This window comes from Citrobacter sp. 506, assembly GCF_050434985.1.
GTDB lineage: Bacteria > Pseudomonadota > Gammaproteobacteria > Enterobacterales > Enterobacteriaceae > Citrobacter > Citrobacter braakii.
This window is the reverse complement of the sequence record NZ_JBNDJN010000003.1, coordinates 483,267-503,677: the sequence shown is the minus strand read 5'-3', so window position 1 is coordinate 503,677 and position 20,411 is coordinate 483,267. Positions and strand designations below refer to the sequence as shown.

At 54.8% G+C, this 20,411-nt stretch carries 17 protein-coding genes; 9 read left to right on the top strand and 8 right to left on the bottom strand.

The window, feature by feature from the left end; all coding sequences use genetic code 11:
- Positions 1-67 precede the first annotated feature (67 nt).
- From fhuB to hrpB, 6 genes are all read right to left on the bottom strand, one after another.
- Positions 68-2,050 (bottom strand): Fe(3+)-hydroxamate ABC transporter permease FhuB, encoded by a 1,983-nt coding sequence (gene fhuB, locus ABIE10_RS15280; protein ID WP_103766818.1) that lies wholly within the window; start codon positions 2,048-2,050, stop codon positions 68-70.
- A complete protein-coding gene (gene fhuD, locus ABIE10_RS15275; protein ID WP_049042714.1) occupies positions 2,047-2,937 on the bottom strand; it encodes a Fe(3+)-hydroxamate ABC transporter substrate-binding protein FhuD in 891 nt (296 codons plus the stop codon). Before fhuD ends, fhuB begins: the two co-directional genes overlap by 4 nt.
- Positions 2,937-3,734 carry a Fe3+-hydroxamate ABC transporter ATP-binding protein FhuC gene (fhuC, locus tag ABIE10_RS15270; RefSeq protein WP_003845793.1) on the bottom strand — a complete coding sequence of 266 codons (798 nt, stop codon included), beginning with the start codon at positions 3,732-3,734 and terminating at the stop codon, positions 2,937-2,939. The genes fhuD and fhuC overlap by 1 nt, the downstream gene beginning before the upstream one ends.
- A gap of 47 nt (positions 3,735-3,781) precedes the next feature.
- The gene (gene fhuA / locus ABIE10_RS15265) at positions 3,782-6,016 is read right to left on the bottom strand and encodes a ferrichrome porin FhuA (protein ID WP_016155718.1); all 2,235 of its coding nucleotides are present in this window, start codon (positions 6,014-6,016) and stop codon (positions 3,782-3,784) included.
- 232 nt (positions 6,017-6,248) lie between these two features.
- Complete coding sequence (gene mrcB / locus ABIE10_RS15260) at positions 6,249-8,789, bottom strand: bifunctional glycosyl transferase/transpeptidase (protein ID WP_279265262.1); 2,541 nt, start codon at positions 8,787-8,789, stop codon at positions 6,249-6,251.
- A gap of 135 nt (positions 8,790-8,924) precedes the next feature.
- Positions 8,925-11,354, bottom strand: coding sequence for an ATP-dependent helicase HrpB (hrpB, locus tag ABIE10_RS15255; RefSeq protein ID WP_429156220.1), 2,430 nt, complete (start codon positions 11,352-11,354; stop codon positions 8,925-8,927).
- A gap of 73 nt (positions 11,355-11,427) precedes the next feature.
- On the opposite strand from hrpB, the gene thpR reads away from it, so the two are divergent.
- From thpR to panD, 9 genes are all read left to right on the top strand, one after another.
- The gene (thpR, locus tag ABIE10_RS15250) at positions 11,428-11,958 is read left to right on the top strand and encodes an RNA 2',3'-cyclic phosphodiesterase (protein ID WP_016155716.1); all 531 of its coding nucleotides are present in this window, start codon (positions 11,428-11,430) and stop codon (positions 11,956-11,958) included.
- A gap of 15 nt (positions 11,959-11,973) precedes the next feature.
- A complete protein-coding gene (sfsA, locus tag ABIE10_RS15245; RefSeq protein WP_016151742.1) occupies positions 11,974-12,678 on the top strand; it encodes a DNA/RNA nuclease SfsA in 705 nt (234 codons plus the stop codon).
- Between the two features lie 177 nt (positions 12,679-12,855).
- The gene (gene dksA / locus ABIE10_RS15240) at positions 12,856-13,311 is read left to right on the top strand and encodes an RNA polymerase-binding protein DksA (protein ID WP_003018625.1); all 456 of its coding nucleotides are present in this window, start codon (positions 12,856-12,858) and stop codon (positions 13,309-13,311) included.
- A 70-nt stretch (positions 13,312-13,381) separates the two neighbouring features.
- On the top strand, positions 13,382-14,278 hold the full coding sequence (gene gluQRS / locus ABIE10_RS15235; RefSeq protein WP_429156217.1) for a tRNA glutamyl-Q(34) synthetase GluQRS: 897 nt from the start codon (positions 13,382-13,384) through the stop codon (positions 14,276-14,278).
- 71 nt (positions 14,279-14,349) lie between these two features.
- A complete protein-coding gene (gene pcnB / locus ABIE10_RS15230) occupies positions 14,350-15,744 on the top strand; it encodes a polynucleotide adenylyltransferase PcnB (RefSeq protein ID WP_203457720.1) in 1,395 nt (464 codons plus the stop codon).
- Positions 15,741-16,220, top strand: coding sequence for a 2-amino-4-hydroxy-6-hydroxymethyldihydropteridine diphosphokinase (gene folK / locus ABIE10_RS15225; protein WP_016151739.1), 480 nt, complete (start codon positions 15,741-15,743; stop codon positions 16,218-16,220). Before pcnB ends, folK begins: the two co-directional genes overlap by 4 nt.
- Before the next feature lie 120 nt (positions 16,221-16,340).
- Positions 16,341-17,132: a 3-methyl-2-oxobutanoate hydroxymethyltransferase gene (panB, locus tag ABIE10_RS15220; RefSeq protein WP_429156215.1), complete on the top strand. Its 792-nt coding sequence runs from the start codon at positions 16,341-16,343 to the stop codon at positions 17,130-17,132.
- 125 nt (positions 17,133-17,257) lie between these two features.
- The gene (gene panC / locus ABIE10_RS15215) at positions 17,258-18,112 is read left to right on the top strand and encodes a pantoate--beta-alanine ligase (protein WP_181221212.1); all 855 of its coding nucleotides are present in this window, start codon (positions 17,258-17,260) and stop codon (positions 18,110-18,112) included.
- A gap of 95 nt (positions 18,113-18,207) precedes the next feature.
- Positions 18,208-18,588 (top strand): aspartate 1-decarboxylase, encoded by a 381-nt coding sequence (gene panD / locus ABIE10_RS15210; protein WP_000621526.1) that lies wholly within the window; start codon positions 18,208-18,210, stop codon positions 18,586-18,588.
- Positions 18,589-18,594: 6 nt separating this feature from the next.
- Here panD and ABIE10_RS15205 read toward each other — a convergent pair whose 3' ends face one another.
- Complete coding sequence (locus ABIE10_RS15205; protein ID WP_016151736.1) at positions 18,595-19,824, bottom strand: polysaccharide deacetylase family protein; 1,230 nt, start codon at positions 19,822-19,824, stop codon at positions 18,595-18,597.
- A 61-nt stretch (positions 19,825-19,885) separates the two neighbouring features.
- Positions 19,886-20,326, bottom strand: coding sequence for a PTS sugar transporter subunit IIA (locus ABIE10_RS15200; RefSeq protein ID WP_016151735.1), 441 nt, complete (start codon positions 20,324-20,326; stop codon positions 19,886-19,888).
- Between the last annotated feature and the right edge of the window lie 85 nt (positions 20,327-20,411).

Below are 20,411 nucleotides of genomic sequence, written 5' to 3'. Positions count from 1 at the left end.
AGGCGAAGCCGCCACCCGGCTTTTTTATTGCCGGATGGCGACGCAGCCTAAATGGAAGAGATTAACCTCAGCGACTCTGCTTACGTAGCAGATAGATAAAGTACGGCGCGCCAATAAACGTCGACAGTAATCCTGCCGGAATCTGATACGGAAACAGCACCATCCTGCCGCACCAGTCAGCAAAGACTAGCAGCACACCTCCCGCCAGCGCCGAAATCAGCATATGCGGCATCGCGCGACGAAAACCCATCATTCGGGCAATATGCGGAGCCATCAGCCCGACAAAACTCAACGGTCCAATGGTCATGGTTGCTGTCGCCGTTAGCCCCGCAGCCAACAGCAGTAACCCCACGCGTGACGGCGTGATCGCCATACCCACCGCACGCGCCGTATCGCCGCCGAGCGGTAAAATCGTCAGCCAACGACGACACAGCGGTGTCAGCGCCAGCAGGATAACCATCACAATTCCGGTGCGCAGTACCTGTTCGCCCGTCGCGTTATAAGTTGAGCCGGAGATCCAGGTCAGCACGCCCGCCATACGCGGATCGCCGCTGGCCTGCAGCATCATCAACAACATAGTAAACGCCGTACTGAGCGCCATCCCTGCCAGCAGCATACGGTGCGGCGAAAAACCACCGCGCCCGGCGGCAATCATAATGATAAGCAAGGTGACCGCAGCCCCGAGGCTCCCTGCGGGCAGCAGCCAGCCAAAGGCATTTCCGGGGACCAGAAACAGCATTAACACCACGCCAAATGCCGCGCCGGAGCTAATGCCCAGAACTTCCGGGCTCGCCATTGGGTTTCCGGTCAGACGCTGAATAATACAGCCCGCTACCGCCAGCATCACCCCGGCAATCAACGCCGCCAGAATACGTGGCCAGCGCCAGGGCATCAGTTCATCCAGCATCGCGCCGCTGGCCCATGTCCAGCCGTGCGCATCGCGGCCAAACGACAGCGCCACCACCAGAGTCAGCAGCAAAACCACCCCGCCCGCCAGCGCAAACATCAGTACATTCTGACGCTCCGCGGCGATACGGTTGCTGGCATTCATATCCGGTGCGCTCATACTTCTAAGGCGCGGCAACAACCACAGCAGCAATGGCGCGCCAATCAGCGCCGTCACCGAACCGGTGGAGACCTCCATCCATACGCGGGTCAGCCACAGAATGATTTGGTCAGAGAGCCAGAGGATCAACGCACCAATCAGCGGGGCCAGCATCAGACGCGCCAACAGACGCCGCGCGCCGAGCATTTTCGCCAGCAGCGGTGCAAACAGGCCAATAAAGCCGATAATCCCAACCGCGTTAACCAGCAAGGCGCTGATGACAATCGCCAGCGATAAGGCCGCCAGGCGCGCCAGCGACAACGCCAGACCGAGGTTACGCGCCACGCCGTCATCCAGTCCCATCAGCGTCATTGGACGCAACAGCAGCAGAGTCAGCATCACGCCGCCCAGCAGCTGTGGCCACAGTCGCTGTACGCCGCTCCAGTCGGTTTGGGTTAGCGTGCCGCTGCTCCATAAAAACATGCTTTGCAGTTGATCGTGATGGAAGATAACCATCAACTGGTTAATCGCCCCGCAGTACAGGCTGACCACCAGTCCGGCGAGGATTAACGTCACCGGAGAAAGACGTTTGCCCCAGGCGACGCCAAACACCAGCGCCCCAACGACACAAGCACCTGCCAGCGCAGCAAATTGCGTGGTAAGCGCACCGGGAATAGCCCACAGCGTCGTGACGGTAATGCCCAACTGCGCACCGGTCGCAACGCCTAGCGTGGTTGGCTCCGCCAGTGGGTTACGCAGCACCTGCTGAAACAATACGCCGACCAGTCCCAGCCCGGCACCGACCAACAGCGAAATCGCCAGCCTCGGCAGCAGGCTGTAGTGGAAAACCATCTGTTTAATGGCATCGATATCCGGTGACCAGATAGCCTGTTGCCATTGGCTGCGCGGTAGCGCAACGGAGAAGTTAACCCATGTGAGCCAACAGGCGGCAACAAACAGAACCGCCAGCAGGAGAATGGGGAACAGCGCGATACGTTTACTCACGCTTTGCCTCCCAGCGCATTATCCAGAATGCGGGCAAAATGCATGGCTGATAGCGTTGCGCCATAGAACCAGACGGCCGGCACGCGCTGAAAACGTCCGCTGCGAACAAAGGGCATCGCCTGCCACAACGGCGTAGACATCAGTGCAGCCATCTCTTTATCGTTGCCGTGATCAAAGCACAATACATCGACATCCTGAAAAGCAGCCAGACGGTCAATACTCACGGCAGTGCTGCCCCAAAAGTTTGTCTCTCCCTGCCAGGCGTTGGGGATCCCATATTCGTCCAGCACGTCCTGAAACAGGCTGTTTGGGCCAAACACCAGCATATGCCGCGAATCAAGCAGAGAGGTGAGAAGCACAGGGCGCGCACCGCGTTGAATGAAGCGCGGCTTCAGGCTGGCAATAAAACGATCGTACTCAGTCAGATGGCGTTCAGCAGAGTCCTGCAGATTGAACAATTGCGCCATTTCCTGCAGCGATTGTCGCGCAACGACCAGCGGTTTTTTACCGTCGCTGAAGTTAAATCCCCGACCAGGTGCAATACGCGCCAGCTTTTCCGGGGAAGGACCATAGCCTGCCGACCAGAGCAGAAACGAGGGTTTCATTTCGGTCAGCAGTTCGAGATTGGGTTCCGTGCGTAGCCCAACATCAATCACCGAGTCCGGTAGAGGTGGCTCACTGACCCACAGCTTGTAGTTAGGGATATCCGCAATGCCATACGGCGTAATACCCAGCGCCAGCAACAGCTCTACCGGCAGCCATTCCAGCGCCACAATACGCTGCGGATCAATCGCCGCGGCGGACGCCGTATTCATCCGCCACAGCAGCGGCGACAACGCCATCGCCGTAAGCAGACGCCGACGGGTAATATGATGTAATTCAATCATTAATAGACAAAACTCACGGGTGCGGCACCGGCCGGATGCGGCAAAATGCCCATCGGGATACCGTAAATCTGTTCCAGAGTTTCACTGCGCATCAGTTCAGCAGGCGTTCCTTGCGCAATCATTTCACCACCGCGCAGCGCAACTAAGTAATCGCAGTAGCGGGCCGCCATGTTGATATCATGCAGCACCGCAATCACCGTTAGCCCACGCTGCTGGCTTAAGCGATGCACCAGCGCCAGCACGTCAACCTGATGAGCGATATCCAGCGCGGAAGTCGGCTCATCAAGCAGCAGACAGCGGCTGTCCTGCGCCACCAGCATGGCAATCCACGCACGCTGGCGTTCTCCGCCGGACAGGCTATCCACCAGGCGGTGCGCCAGCGGTTTTAAGCCGACCAACGAAATAGCTTCTTCTACTTTCTCTCTGTCGGCAACGCCAAAACGTCCCAGCGCCCCGTGCCACGGATAGCGGCCAATCGCCACCAGTTCACGCACCGTCATCCCTTCGGCCTGAGGCAACTGCTGCGGCAGATAGGCGACCTTGCGGGCAAACGCTTTACTGCTCCAGTTCTCCAGCGGCTGTTCGTCGAGCAGGATTTCACCTTCCGACGGCGGCTGATGACGTCCCAGCATTTTCAATAACGTCGATTTTCCGGACCCGTTGTGGCCGATAAGGCCGGTTACTTTCCCCACCGGAAAAGTTAATGAGAGAGGATGCAAAAGCGTGCGGCCAGGCACACGAAAGGAGACATTACGCAACGCGAAAGTGGTGTCGGGATGGGATCTGTTTTCCTGCATAGCAGCCAACTTGTAAAACGGGCACGCAAAGCGTGCCCAAAAAGAAATTAGAAACGGAAGGTTGCGGTTGCAACGACCTGACGTTCTGCGCCCCAGAAGCAGCCATAGGTTTGGAAGCAACTAGAAACGTATTCACGATCCAGCAGGTTGGTAACGTTGACAGCAACACTAGAGCCAGCCATACCAAAACGCGCTAAATCGTATTTCACGACAGCATCCATTACAGCAGCACTTCCCACTTTAAAGGTGTTTGCAGGATCTCCATAGCTTGAACCGATAAAACGTCCACCGGTTCCCAGGGTCAGTCCCGACAGAACGCCTTCGTTAAAGGTATAGTCGCCCCAGAGTGATGCCATATTTTCAGGAACTTGTTCTACGTTGTTCCCTTTGAGATTGGTGTCCTTAGTGTACTCCGCATCAGTGTAAGTATATGAAGCAGTCACATTGATATTGGCATTCAAGGCCGCTTTAGCTTCAAATTCAAAGCCCTGAGAACGTACTTCGCCTGACGGAACTTGCAGATTCGAGTTGGTCGGATCGGTTGTCAGCGTATTCGTCTTCGTCAGATGATATGCCGCAGCCGTAATAACCACAGGCAGATCTTTCGGCACATATTTTACACCCGCTTCATACTGTTCACCCTTGGATGGCGCAAAAGCCATGCGTGGAGTGCTGTAGAGATCGAATGCGTTTGGTTCAAATGACTGGCTATAGCTAACGTACGGAGAAATACCATTATCAAACAGGTAGTTTACACCGCCACGCCATGTGAACTGATGATCGTTACGCTCAATATAACCCGCTTGCGGAGTGGTTGAATTCTGACGAATCGTCGTCGCTTGCTGTGACCAGTCATAACGACCACCCAGCGTAAAGACCCACTTATCCCATTCCGCCTGATCCTGGATGTAGATACCGGTTTGTTTGGTTTCGTTCATCTGATAAGGCTCGGTAGAGTCGAAATCAAAATCTTCCAGAGGCTGTGGGTTATAAAGATCCAGAACAGGAGCTGTGCCAAATTTAGCATTGATATCATTACGCATACGCATGAAGTCAACACCTGTCAGCAACGTATGGTCCACCGTTCCTGTCGCGAAATTGCTCTGCAACTGGGTATCAACACTGAAGTTCTGCAAACGTTCATCATCGACAACCGTGCCACGACCAAGATAATGGTCGCGCTGATCGGCCGGAATTGCCTGGCAAGGCGCGTTAAACGCATTTGTTGTACAGATACCCGTACCGTACACGCTCTGCTGCGACGTTTTCATTTCAGCAAAACGTAAATTCTGCCGGACAGTGAAGGTGTCATTAAAGTCGTGTTCAAAGCTGTACCCCACCATTTTCTGATTGCGGGAATAAGTATTATTTGAAGCACCTTCATTAAAATCAGTCGGCAAACGCTTGCCGTTAGGTAGCGGTTCAACCGTACCTTCCTTCGGCAACCAACCGTAGTAACCCGTTTCGGGTTCATTCTGGAAATAAGAAAGGAATGTAAAGTTAGTCTTGTCGTCAGGACGCCATGAGAAGGACGGAGCAACGGTATAACGCTGTGATTCAGAACCTTGCTGCTGCTCATTTGTGGAACGAGCCAGACCGGTTAAACGGTAAGAGAATTCACCGTTATCGTCCAATGCATCACTAAAATCAAATCCTGTCTGGAACAGATTATTTGTTCCCATTTTAAACTGAACTTCTTTTAGCGGCTCGGTGGTTGGACGTTTGCTGACCATCGAAATAATACCGCCAGGGTTACTCTTACCGTACAACACGGAAGTTGGCCCACGCATCAACTCTACACGCTCCAGCATGTAAGGATCGATAACCGCGTCGTTATAGAAGTTCCCTTGTAGCTTCAGACCATCCAGATAGTTGTTCTGGCTTAAACCGACAGAGGTAAAACCACGGATGCTGACAAAATCGTATGTATTTGAAGCACCACGATTACTGACCACAACCCCTGGGGTATAACCCAGCGCTTCCTTGACGGAACGAGACTGATGGATCTGCATCTCTTCGTTTGTCACTACCGAAACAGACTGTGGCGTCTTTTCGATCGGCGTGTCGGTTTTGGTAGCGGTGGCGGAACGCTTCGCGGCAATTGTCGGCGAAGGCCCCCATGCGCTTTCTTGTGCGGCAGGTGCAGCAGTTACGGTGATGGTTTCTTCTTTCGGGTCAACCGCCGCCTGTGCATAGACAGACATGCCGCTAACCGCTGTGGCTACCACTACTGCGATTTTACGCAGCGATGAACTTGGCTGAGCAGTTTTAAGACGCGCCATTGGTATTTCTCTGATGAAAGTGAATGATAACGTAAACGAGAATTATTATTATAACGGCAGCATAATATTCGAAACTCTGGCGAGATAGCAAGCAATACGCGTCCCTACTAAAACTGAGGGGTTAAGAAATAACCAGATGAAAAGAAAGGGTTAATAAATTAGGCTGGAATGTTATTCGGCCCTGAGAATGGGCCAAAGAAGAAAAACCCGCCGAAGCGGGTTTTGAGCAATATCAGTTACTGCCGAACATATCCTTTATCCAGCCAGCGACACCGTCGCTATCTTTCTTTTCCGGCTGCGCCGGTTGTTGCTGCTGCTGTTGAGGCTGCTGCTGCGGCGTTGACTGATCGAACGGATTCCCGGTCGGCTGTTGCATCATTTCACCCTGCTGACACAGTGAATCAGGATCGGTAGTCCATACCGGAAGCGTACGCATCCCCCCGCTACAAACGAAGTTACCGTCGTAGTCCACGCCCATATCCACCACATCTTCCGGCGGCGTCAGCACCAGCGGTGTTGGCGTCTGGTTAGCCAGATAACGCTGATAAATCGACATCGCACCGCTGGCACCGTACAGCTTGGTTGGCTGGTTGTTATCACGGCCCACCCAGGTGATGGTTACCTGGCTGCCGTCGATCCCGGCAAACCAGGTATCCACGTTGTTGTTAGTGGTCCCGGTTTTCCCTGCCAGATGAAGCCCAGGATATTTCGCGCCAAGCTGACGCCCCGTACCACGCTGAACCACCTGTTGCATGGTCCACAGCGTCATATACGCCGCCTGCGCCGGAACGGCACGCTCGGCCTGCGGGAAGCTCTGATACAGCACCGTACCATCTTCGGCAATCACCGAACGCAGCGCCGACAGCGGCGCGCGGTTCCCGCCGCTGGCGATAGTCTGGAACGCCTGCGCCACTTCGATCGGCGTCAGGTTCAACGCCCCCAACAGCATGGCTGGAACCGGATTAAGCTGATCTTTCGGCGCGCCCAGCTTCAGCCAGGTATCGGTGACGGCAGGCAGGCCCAGCGCCATCCCCAGATTTACCGTTGGCACGTTCATTGAGCGCGTTAACGCATCCACCAGCATCACTTTTCCGCTTTCGCTATAGCGACGGTCATCGTTCTGCGGCGACCACACCTGGCCGTTAGGCTGACGCAGCGCAATCGGGGCATCGGCAATCCAGGTATTCAGACGATACAGCTTCGGCTGGCTGAGCGCGGTCAGATAGGTCGCCGGTTTAGCCAAAGAACCAATCGAACGACGTGCCTGCATCGCACGGTTATAACCAGCGAACTGCGGTTCTGCCCCACCGACCATGGCACGCACTTCGCCGCTAAAGCGGTCAACCACCACAATCGCGGTTTCCAGATCGCTCAGCTTACGTTGTTTCTTCAGCACCGGAATACCTTCCACCGCCGCTTTTTCTGCAGCGTCCTGCGCCACGGAATCAAAGGTGGTGAAAATCTTCACGCCGGAGAGGTCTTTAACTTTATCGCCCAGCTTCGCCTGTAGCTCCTGGCGCACCATCTGCATAAAGGCGGGCTGCGGTGAGATCACCCCACCACGCGGCTGTACGCCTAACGGACGCGCACTCAGCATGTCATACAGATCCTGGTCGATAATCTGCTGCTGTTGTAGCAAGCGCAGCACCAGGTTACGACGCTCCAGTGCCAGCTTCGGGTTACGCCACGGGTTATAGATTGACGCTCCTTTAACCATCCCTACCAGCAGCGCCTGCTGGTCGAGGCTCAGCTCTTCCACCGGACGGCCAAAGTAGTAGAGGCTCGCCAGCGGGAAGCCGCGGATCTCATTGTCACCGCTTTGACCGAGATAGACTTCGTTCATGTACAGCTCAAGAATGCGGTCTTTGCTGTAACGCGCATCCATGATCAGCGCCATATAGGCTTCGTTGGCTTTACGCCAATAGGAACGTTCGCTGGACAGGAACAGGTTTTTCACCAGTTGCTGGGTCAGCGTACTGGCCCCTTGTACCGTGCGCCCCGCCGTCAGGTTCGCCAGCACCGCGCGGCCAATGGAATAGAGGCTGATACCGTCATGCTCATAGAAGTGACGATCTTCGGTCGCCAGCAGCGTGTCCACCAGCAGATCCGGGAATCCACTGCGCGGGACAAACAGGCGCTGCTCACCGTTAGGCGAAGAGAGCATGGTAATCAGTCGCGGATCGAGACGGAAGAAACCGAACTGGCGGTTGTTATCCATATTCTCGATGGTATCCAGATGGTCGCCATCAAAGGTCAGACGCGCGCGCACCTGCCCTTCTTTACTGTCCGGAAAATCAAACGGACGACGGATCATCTCGATGCTTTTCGCCTGCACGGTGAATTCGCCAGGGCGCGTCATTTTCGTCACCTGACGATACTGCGTAGCCTCCAGCAGTTTCACCATCTCGTTCTTGCCGATCGGCATTTCTGGCTCAAGGTTAACCATACGGCCATATACTGCCGCAGGAAGCTGCCAGACTTTACCATCTATACGGCTGCGGATTTTTTGGTCCAGATAAACGCCGTAAATGGCGATCAGCACCAAAAAAACAATCGACAGTTTTACCAGCAGCCAGAACCAGCCGCGTTTACCACGAGGCTTACGCCCTTTGCCTTTACCCTTACGCGGCATCGGTTCTTCATCCTCATAGTCATCATCATCATAATCGTCGTCATACTCTTCATCTCTGAGTTGACGACGGCTCACCTTTTGTTTCACCGGACGCGAGGGTTTCCCTTTACGTCCAATTGGCTCGCGGTCATTCCCGGCCATGCTTTTTCTCCGCAACATTCAGGCGCAAGGGCCCGATTCTCTGTTCTTCCGTCAGTTAACAGAAGAAGAAATCTCTCAATTTACTGCCGTGTTTATACCGGATGACGGCTTCGCTTTATCCGGGCTACAGTTTCATTACGAATACTTCTTTGTTCGCCGCGTTGGCGCGGTATTAGCTGGATCATCCGGCCAGACATGTTTGGGATAGCGCCCTTTCATCTCTTTTTGCACCTCACGGTACGATCCCTGCCAGAACGCGCTCAAATCACTCGTTACCTGCAGCGGTCGTTGGGCCGGAGACAGCAGTTCCAGCACCAGCGGCACGCGCCCCTCGGCGATGGTTGGGGTCTTCGCTTCACCAAACATTTCCTGCATCCGAACCGCCAATACCGGAGGGTTATCCTCATGATAGCGAATGGCAATCCGGCTTCCCGTCGGCACAGTGTAATGCGCTGGCAGTTCACTATCCAGACGTTGCAGCATTGACCAATCCAGCAAACCGCGCAACGCCTGACCCACATTTAGCGCTTTTAACGCGCGTAACGAGTGCACACCGCTCATGTGAGGCAGCAGCCAGCTCTCCAGCGTCGCCAGCAGAGAATCCTCATCTACCGCGGGCCAGTTATACTCTGGCAACCAGTTTGCCGCACATTGCAGACGCAGGCGAAACTGCTCGGCTTCCGGCGTCCAGTTGAGCACACTTAGCCCTTTATCGCGAATGCAGTTCAACATCGCCAGGTGCAACTCCTCTTCCGAGGGTTTGGCCAGCGCCTGTACTTTTACCGTTAGCTGGCCAATGCGCGACCGACGCAATGCTTTTAACGTTCCCTGAGTTTCATCCCATTCGATGGTGTCAGATTGTTGTAGCAGTTCAGGGCATGCCTGTATCAGCGCTTCGATATCCAGCGGCAGAGCCAGCAGAATACGCGCATCCGGCGAAGCGCTGCCCTGCAGTAACAGCGGCGCAATCAGCCATTCATGGCGTCCGGAGGCGTCATCGGCATCCAGCATTGCCCCCATGCCATTCGCCAGTTGATAGCGCCCTTCCTGCCCGCGCCGACGCGCGATCCGATCGGCAAACGCCTGCGCCAGTAATGAGGGGAGCAGCGCGCTGTCCGGCTGTCCGCTGCGAACGTTAAGCCGTTTCAGCAATTGTTGGCTGCGCTGCTGCCAGGCGGGCTGATTTCGTGAAAACGCTACAGCCAGATCGGTACTGCCACTGCGCGGCGGCTCTTCCAGAATCGCAGCCAGTTTTGCCGCCGTTGCCGCTTCATTGTCATTGTTGGCGCTAACCAGCATAGCCGCTAAACGGGGGTCGTTACCCAACGTCGCCATTTTCTGCCCCCTGGCGCTGAGCCTGTCACCCTCAATCGCCCCCAGCATCTGCAGCAGCCGCTTTGCCGCCTGCAGGTTGATGGCGGGCGGGGTATCCAGCCAGTTCAGTTGCTCAGGGTCGGAACATCCCCATTGCAGCAACTCCATCAGCAGTCCGGACAGGTCGCTCTGTAAAATCTCCGGTTCTCCCTGTGCCGCCGCTCTTTCCGCCTGCTCTTTGGCAAGTAAATGTAGGCAGATACCGGGTTCCAGACGGCCCGCGCGTCCCGCTCGCTGGGTCATCGAGGCCTGGCTTATGCGTTGGGTAATTAGTCGCGTCAAACCGGTACGCGCGTCATAGCGCGCCACGCGCTCCTGGGCGCTGTCCACCACCAGCCGGATGCCTTCGATAGTTAAGCTGGTTTCGGCAATATTGGTCGCCAGCACCACTTTGCGCTTGCCTTGCGGCGCGGGCAAAATCGCCTGACGCTGCTCGGCAAGCGTCAGCGCGCCGTACAGTGGGCACAACAACACATCGCTGCCCACACGCGTTGCCAGTTGCTCCTGCACGCGCTGGATTTCCCCTACACCCGGTAAAAACAGCAGCAGCGACCCGCTTTCATGGCGCAGGAGTTCTGCCGTCGCTATCGCTACCGCTTCAGCAAAACGCAGATGCGCCGCCAACGGCTGATATCGTCGCTCAACGGGAAATGCGCGGCCTTCAGAAACGATCGTCGGCGCATCGGGCAACATCTGCTGCAAACGCCCGTTGTCCAAAGTGGCAGACATGATCAACAGTTTCAGATCGTCACGCAGCCCTTGCTGCACATCCAGCAACAGCGCCAGCGCCAGGTCGGCCTGCAAACTCCGCTCGTGAAATTCGTCGAGGATGACCAGCCCAACGCCCGTCAATTCGGGGTCGCGCTGGATCATGCGTGTCAGAACCCCCTCCGTCACCACCTCAAGGCGGGTCTGCGGCCCTACGCAGCTTTGCGCACGCATGCGATACCCCACGGTCTCGCCAGGCTTTTCATTCAGCAATTCCGCCAACCGCTGCGCCACATTGCGTGCTGCCAGACGCCGAGGCTCCAGCAAAATAATCCGTCCCTTGATACCGCGATGTTCAAGGAGTCGCAACGGCAGCCAGGTTGATTTCCCGGCACCGGTCGGCGCCGTCAGCAAAACCTGCGACGAGGCATCAAGGGCGGTAAGTAGTTCAGGCACTACGGCGGCAACGGGCAACGACGTCACAAATGACTCCAGAGGGTTAACATTCTTCGCGCTGCATTGTAGCATCGCGTTAATTCATAACCGAGTATCCATCATGTCTGAGCCAAAAAGGCTGTTCTTTGCGATTGAATTGCCTGGCGAGGTTCGGGAGCAGTTAATCCACTGGCGGGCCGCGCAGTTCCCCCCTGAAGCGGGTCGTCCCGTCGCCGCCGATAATCTGCATCTGACGCTCGCCTTTTTGGGCGACGTCAGCGCTGAGAAGCAGCATGCGTTAACGCAGCTTGCGGGGCGTATTCGCCAGCCGGGTTTTACGCTCAAACTCGACGATGCCGGGCAATGGCTGCGCTCGCGTGTCGTGTGGTTGGGAATGCGTCAGCCGCCGCGCGGGCTGCTGCAGTTGGCGAACATGTTGCGGGCACAAGCCGCACGCAGTGGGTGCCACCAGAGCCCGCAGCCTTTTCACCCGCATATCACGCTGCTGCGTGACGCCGGTCACGCGGTATCTATCCCTCCGCCAGGGTTTGGCTGGTCGTTTCCGGTAACGGAGTTTGGGCTTTACTCCTCCTCATTCATGCGAGGACGCACGCGTTACACGCAGTTGCAACGCTGGACGCTGACTGAATAATCAAAGGAACTGTTCATGCAATTTTCTCCACCTTTACAACCTGCAACGCTCATTCAGCGCTATAAGCGTTTTTTAGCGGATGTGATCACACCGGATGGCACAACGTTAACGCTACACTGCCCCAATACGGGAGCGATGACCGGCTGCGCAACGCCGGGAGATACTGTCTGGTATTCGACATCAGAAAATACCAAACGAAAATATCCACATACCTGGGAATTAACGCAAACCCAATCCGGTGCACTTATTTGTGTTAACACGCTGTGGGCCAATAGATTAACGAAAGAGGCTATTCAGCGTTCGTTAATTTCGGAAGTTTCAGACTACAGCACCTTGAAAAGTGAAGTAAAATACGGCGCCGAAGGGAGCCGCATCGACTTTTTGTTACAGGCGGATTCCCGACCTGACTGCTATATTGAAGTGAAATCAGTCACGTTGGCGGAAAAAGATCAGGGTTATTTTCCCGATGCCATCACTGAACGAGGTCAGAAACATCTTCGGGAATTGATGAGCGTAGCGGCCGAAGGCAAGCGCGCGGTGATATTTTTCGCGGTGTTGCATTCAGCCATTACACGGTTTTCACCCGCGCGCCATATCGATGCAAAATATGCGCAATTATTAGTTGAAGCACAGCTTAAGGGGGTAGAAATTCTGGTTTATAAAGCGGAACTTTCTGCCCATGGTATGACTCTTAAAGAGCCGTTGCCCATTACCTTGTAATGGTGTAAACATTCGGTTAATTAGTATTCTGGGCGCGTGGGCAAATACGCTTTTCCTCACAGGGTTGTCAAGTGTTACGTTTAGATAATTGCTATCCGGAAAAGCATCTGCTATTTATAGCGACCTGATTTTTCCCCCGAACATGGGGATCGATAGTGCGTGTTAAGGAGAAGCAACATGCAAGAAGGGCAAAACCGTAAAACATCGTCCCTGAGTATTCTCGCCATCGCTGGGGTGGAGCCGTACCAGGAGAAACCGGGCGAAGAGTATATGAACGAAGCCCAGCTGTCGCACTTCAGGCGTATTCTTGAGGCATGGCGTAATCAACTTAGGGATGAAGTTGATCGCACCGTATCTCATATGCAAGACGAAGCGGCTAACTTCCCTGATCCGGTGGACCGCGCCGCACAGGAAGAAGAATTCAGCCTTGAGCTGCGTAACCGTGATCGTGAGCGCAAACTGATCAAAAAGATCGAGAAGACGCTGAAGAAAGTAGAAGACGAAGATTTCGGCTACTGCGAATCATGCGGCGTAGAAATTGGTATTCGCCGTCTGGAAGCGCGTCCGACAGCCGATCTGTGCATCGACTGTAAAACGCTGGCAGAAATCCGCGAAAAACAAATGGCAGGTTAATTCCGGTCATTTTTACCACGTTTACTTCAGGCGGGAGCTTCTCCCGCCTTATTATTTGTTAGCCCGCAAAATGAGCGATTCACATTATATTGGCCGCTTCGCCCCTTCCCCCTCTGGCGAACTCCATTTTGGTTCACTGATTGCCGCCCTCGGGAGTTACCTGCAGGCCCGTGCTCGTCGCGGAATCTGGCGGGTACGCATTGAAGATATTGACCCCCCTCGTGAAGTTCCCGGTGCTGCAGACACGATTCTGCGTCAGCTGGAACATTACGGACTGCACTGGGATGGCGATATTCTATGGCAATCCCAGCGTCATGACGCCTACCGCGAGGCGCTGGCCTGGCTGCATCAGCAGGATCTGAGCTATTACTGCACCTGTACGCGCGCGCGTATTCAAAGCGTCGGCGGTATTTACGACGGTCATTGCCGTGAGCTACGCCACAGGCCTGAACAGGCGGCGGTCCGCATTAAGCAACGCCATCCGGTGATGCAGTTTACGGACCAACTGCGCGGTGTGATTCTGGCTGATCCGCGGCTTGCAAGGGAAGATTTTATTATTCACCGTCGCGACGGGCTGTTTGCCTATAACCTCGCGGTGGTGGTAGACGACCACTTCCAGGGCGTGACGGAAATTGTGCGCGGTGCCGATCTTATCGAACCGACGGTACGGCAAATTTCGTTGTATCAACAGTTCGGCTGGCAAGCGCCGGACTATATTCATCTGCCGCTGGCGCTCAACGAACAAGGCGCTAAACTTTCAAAACAAAATCATGCACCTGCACTGCCGCAAGGCGATCCACGCCCGGTGATTGTTGCTGCGCTGCGCTTTCTCGGCCAGCACTCCGATATCCCGTGGCAGGAGATGCGCGTGGATCAGATTCTCACGTTTGCCATTGAAAACTGGAGTCTGACAGCGGTGCCAGAATCGGCGATCGTAAATCCGCCATTCTCAAATGCATCATGCTGAGCTATGATTAGCCGCTATTTTTACACAGCAACACTTGTTCTGATTGAAGTTTGACACTACCGAGGTGCACTATTTTTACCCGAGTCGCTAATTTTTGCCGCAAGGTGCTAAGCCGCGAGGAGCGCGAGGCCGAGCTCGCCGTCGCCCGTCCACATATGACGGTAATCCCGCGTGAGCAGCACTCTATCTCCCGCAAAGATATCAGTGAAAATGCCCTGAAGGTAATGTACAGGCTCAATAAGGCCGGATACGAGGCATGGCTGGTTGGCGGAGGCGTACGCGATCTTTTGCTGGGCAAAAAGCCGAAAGATTTTGATGTCACGACTAACGCCACGCCAGATCAGGTGCGAAAACTGTTTCGTAACTGTCGTCTGGTTGGTCGCCGTTTCCGTCTGGCCCATGTCATGTTTGGCCCGGAAATTATCGAAGTGGCAACTTTCCGTGGTCATCATGAAGGCAGCGAGTCCGATCGCACAACCTCACAGCGCGGACAAAACGGTATGCTGCTGCGCGACAACATCTTCGGCTCCATCGAAGAAGATGCCCAGCGTCGCGACTTCACGATTAACAGCCTGTATTACAGCGTGGCCGATTTCACCGTGCGTGATTACGTTGGTGGCATGCAGGATCTCGAAGAGGGCATCGTTCGCCTGATCGGTAATCCGGAAACGCGCTACCGCGAAGACCCTGTACGTATGCTGCGGGCCGTGCGCTTTGCCGCCAAGCTCGACATGCGTATCAGCCCGGAAACCGCTGAGCCAATCCCGCGTCTGGCAACACTGCTTAACGATATTCCCCCCGCACGCCTGTTTGAAGAAGCACTCAAACTGTTACAGGCGGGCTATGGGTATGAAACCTATAAAAAACTGCGTGAGTACAGCCTGTTCCAGCCGCTGTTCCCCACCATTACGCGCTATTTCACCGAAGACGGTGACAGCCCAATGGAACGCATCATCGCTCAGGTGCTGAAGAATACCGATAACCGCATCCACAATGATATGCGCGTTAACCCGGCGTTCTTGTTCGCCGCCATGTTCTGGTATCCGTTACTGGAAGCTGCGCAGAAAATTGCCCAGGAAAGCGGTCTGGCTTACTACGATGCCTTCGCACTGGCGATGAACGACGTACTGGATGAAGCCTGCCGCTCGCTGGCGATCCCGAAACGTCTGACCTCGCTGACCCGTGATATCTGGCAGTTGCAGCTACGCATGTCTCGTCGCCAGGGCAAACGCGCCTGGAAGCTGATGGAGCATCCGAAGTTCCGCGCCGCTTACGATCTGCTGGCCCTGCGTGCCGAAGTGGAAAACAACGCTGAGCTGCAGCGTCTGGCGCAGTGGTGGGGAGAATTCCAGGTTTCAGCACCGCCGGAACAAAAAGGCATGCTCAACGAACTCGACGAAGAACCGGAGCGCCGTCGTCATCGTCGCCCGCGTAAACGCGCCCCGCGCCGTGAAGGTTCCGCGTGACCATCGCCTATATCGCTCTCGGCAGTAATCTGGCCTCTCCCCTGGAGCAGGTTAATGCTGCCGTAAAAGCGATTGGCGACATTCCCGACAGCCGTATCGTCGCTGTTTCCTCCTTTTACCGCACACCGCCATTAGGCCCACAGGATCAGCCAGATTACCTGAACGCTGCCGTGGCGCTGGAAACCACTCTCGCTCCCGAAGAATTGCTTAATCATACCCAACGCATTGAGCTGCAACAGGGACGCGTACGTAAAGCCGAACGCTGGGGGCCGCGCACTCTGGACCTCGATATTATGCTGTTTGGCGATGAAGTGATTAACACCGAACGTCTGACCGTGCCGCACTACGACATGAAAAACCGTGGTTTTATGCTGTGGCCGCTCGCTGAAATCGCACCTGAGCTTATCTTCCCGGAGGGTATCAGCCTGCATCAGCACCTCACCCATCTTGGTGCCGCAAAACCTGCACACTGGTAAAGTATCCCCTCCACTTCAGCGTTTACCACTTTAGTGCCAAACGGTTGCTTAAAACAATTGCCCCCCTGAATGTGACTGTTAGAATGCCGATAAATATGACTTTCATCATCAGGAAATGTTATGAAACCCACCACCATTTCACTGCTGCAGAAATGCAAGCAAGAGAAAAAACGCTTCGCGACCATTACCGCCTACGACTACAGCTTCGCTAAGTTATTTGCCGACGAAGGCATTAATGTGATGCTGGTTGGCGACTCACTGGGCATGACGATTCAGGGGCATGACTCCACCCTACCGGTCACCGTTGAAGATATTGCTTACCACACTCGTGCCGTACGTCGTGGCGCCCCCAACTGTCTGCTGCTCTCCGACCTGCCATTTATGGCTTACGCCACGCCGCAACAAGCATTTGAAAACGCCGCGGTGGTGATGCGGGCGGGTGCCAATATGGTCAAAATTGAAGGCGGTGCCTGGCTGGCGGATACGGTAAAAATGCTCACCGAACGCGCCGTACCGGTTTGCGGTCATCTGGGATTAACACCGCAGTCGGTGAATATTTTCGGCGGCTATAAAATTCAGGGCCGCGGCGACGCCGGGCAGGTATTGCTGGATGACGCGCTGGCCTTAGAAGCCGCTGGCGCTCAGTTGCTGGTGCTGGAGTGCGTGCCGGTTGAGCTGGCGAAGCGCGTCACCGAAGCGCTGTCGATTCCGGTTATCGGTATCGGCGCAGGTAACGTCACCGATGGACAAATCCTCGTCATGCACGATGCCTTTGGTATTACCGGTGGCCACATCCCGAAATTTGCGAAGAATTTCCTCAATGAAGCAGGCGACATGCGCGCCGCAGTGCGGCAGTATATGGCTGAAGTGGAGTCCGGCGTTTATCCGGGCGAAGAACACAGTTTCCACTAATTTTTCAGGCCATATATTGGCCTGAAAAGCGTAGCGCCATCAGGCGGTTCGCTGCATGTTGCCGGATGGCGGCGTAAACGTCTTATCCGGCCTACGGTTCCTCAGGCAACTCAAGGAGTCTTGTCGTGTTAATCATTGAAACCCTGCCGCTGCTGCGCCAGCATATTCGTCGTCTGCGTCAGGAAGGCAAACGCGTCGCTCTGGTTCCCACCATGGGCAACCTGCACGACGGCCATATGAAGCTGGTCGATGAGGCAAAAGCGCGGGCTGATGTGGTGATCGTCAGCATTTTCGTCAACCCGATGCAGTTTGACCGACCGGACGATCTGGTGCGCTATCCGCGCACGCTGCAGGAAGATTGTGAAAAGCTGAACAAGCGTAAAGTCGATTATGTTTTTGCGCCAGCCGTTGAGGAAATCTACCCGCAGGGTCTGGATGGCCAGACGTTCGTTGAAGTTCCCGGTCTCTCCACCATGCTGGAAGGCGCCAGCCGTCCAGGCCATTTCCGTGGCGTTTCCACTATCGTCAGCAAGCTGTTTAACCTGATCCAGCCTGATATCGCCTGCTTTGGCGAGAAAGATTTCCAGCAGCTCGCACTGATCCGCAAAATGGTGGCGGATCTGGGTTATGACATTGAGATCGTTGGCGTGCCGATTATTCGCGCCAAAGACGGTCTGGCGCTTAGCTCACGTAACGGTTATCTGACCGCAGAGCAGCGAAAAATTGCGCCGGGTCTGCACAAAGTGATGAACGGCATCGCTGAAAAGCTGCTTGCCGGCCATCGTGACCAGGAAGAGATTATTGCCATTGCCGAGCAGGAACTGAATGAAAAAGGCTTCCGTGCCGACGATATTCAGATTCGTGATGCCGACACGCTGCTGGAACTGACGGAAACCAGTAAACGCGCGGTGATTCTGGCCGCTGCCTGGCTGGGTCAGGCACGTCTGATCGATAATCAAAGCGTTACATTAGCCCAGTAGACAGGGGTTAAAAATCAGGCAATACTGCCTGAGAATTTCTCAAAGCAGGCCAGTAGTGCCTGCTTAGCCAAGGTAAACGACAGGGTATAGAAGTTATGATTCGCACCATGCTGCAAGGCAAGCTCCACCGCGTAAAAGTCACGCAGGCGGACCTGCACTACGAAGGCTCCTGCGCCATCGACCAGGATTTCCTCGATGCCTCTGGTATTCTGGAAAACGAAGCTATTGATATCTGGAACGTGACCAACGGTAAACGTTTCTCAACCTACGCGATTGCGGCTGAACGCGGCTCCAGAATCATCTCGGTGAACGGCGCAGCGGCACACTGTGCTGAAGTCGGCGACATTGTGATTATCGCCAGCTTCGTCACCATGTCTGATGAAGAAGCCCGCACCTGGCGTCCGAAAGTGGCCTATTTTGAAGGCGACAACGAAATGAAGCGCACCGCGAAAGCCATTCCGGTACAGGTTGCCTGACAGCCCTTACCCCTGCGGCTGATTACTTATCAGCCGCGACATCGTCTCCAGCGAATCCGTTCTTAAAATATAAAGTCTTTTCAATAAGAACGGATTATCCCCCGGTTTAACCTTCCCTCTCACCGTGGTGACCGCCATGTGGAATCCCGCGTCGCCTGCCGCTTTTACTGCGGTGGCGTTATAGCCGCCAAACGGGTAAGAAAGATAAAGAACGTGAGGGTTAAACTGAGACAACGCCCGACGCGAACGGGCAAAATCAAACAGAATATTGTGATAGCTGCGACTCAGCAGGATTGGCCGGTGATTCGCATCAACCCGATGTAAAAAATGGGTATGCGACTGGAAGTCGAACACGTCCCTAATCTCATTCAGTTCCGCGATGCTCATAAACTGCAGTGATTTCGGATCCCACTTCTGCGGGTGGCGCTTGATACGTGAGGAGATAATAAACGCCGTTGCCTTCATGCCGTGCTGCTTCAGAATCGGGTAAGCATAACGACTCACCGACTTCAGACCATCATCAAAAGTCAGCACCACCGCCCGCGCCGGGAGATTCATATTGTTGCGAACATAGCCTTCCAGTTGGTACATCGTCAACGTGGTGTAGCCGCGGTCCTGTAGCCAGGCCATCTGGTTGCTGAAGGCGCGTACGGAGGTTGTCGTAGAGGTGTGGCGAAAACGGGTATTCTCTTCATCGCGCAGAATATGGTGATAGGTTAACACCGGGATACCGTTGTCTTCCTGCGCATCCAGAGCGCTGATATAGGCCAGTCTGCCGCCAATACGGATCTGGTACCAGGTTTGGTTGAGACGGTCTTTAAGCTTGCTGATAACCGGATAACGCAGATTATCCGCCAGCACGCCAAACGGGGCGCTACCAACATCCGGAGCGTTATAAACCGGCGTATCTTTCCAGGTGATCAGGCTTTGGTTGCTGAGGGGTTTATTGAGATCGCCCAGACCATCATCGACTTTCTGCCGCCCCTGCACAGGCTCCAGATGCCCCTTATCAATAAACCCGGTACCAAAACCAAAGGTAAATTCGTAATAGTCTGCCGCAATTGGCTCAACGGCGAGGATCTGCCCGGCGCGAATATTTCCTACCGTCACCATCTTGTTGCCAATCTGCGCCCACACGGCGGCTGCTTCGGTGGTTTGCATGTAGCGAGCAGGCAAAGCCGCAGCTATGCTGCCAGAAAACAGGAGCAATAAAACAAGCAGAACGCGCATCACCATATGAGATAACCGAGGCGAGAAACCCCGGCTATTGTAGCAAAAGCGCCATCAATACCAATGATTAATACTCATACAAATCATGCTTCAACACGAAGGGGGGATTTTTCTGTTGTTGATGCCAGAGGCTAGAGACTTCGGGCCCGCCAAGCGCAACGATGCTATCACGAAACGCAGAACTGCTCATCGATTCCCGCGACGAAAGCATTCGTTCAAGCAATGGATAACTGATACCTGAAATCACTTCACACTGGGGATGTTTATGGCTCATTAACGAAGCCACGCGGTAAGGCGCGGCCCCGGCCATATCCGTCAGGAATATCACACCCTCGCCAGAGTCTGTAGCATGCAGGGCATGGCACATCATGCGACTTAGCATATTCGAGCTAAGCCCACGCCAAAAACTCACCGCCTGGCATTGAACCAACGGGCCGTACTTTTTCTCCAGACGATGCAGCATATCCTGTGCCTTATCATCATGACAGGTAATTACCCAACCTAGCATTGCCTACCTCCTTAGCAGGCAAGTAGTTTATCAGGGTGATAAATCCGTAATGGTGATAAGCATCAAAAGTCTTCCTCTCCCGGGC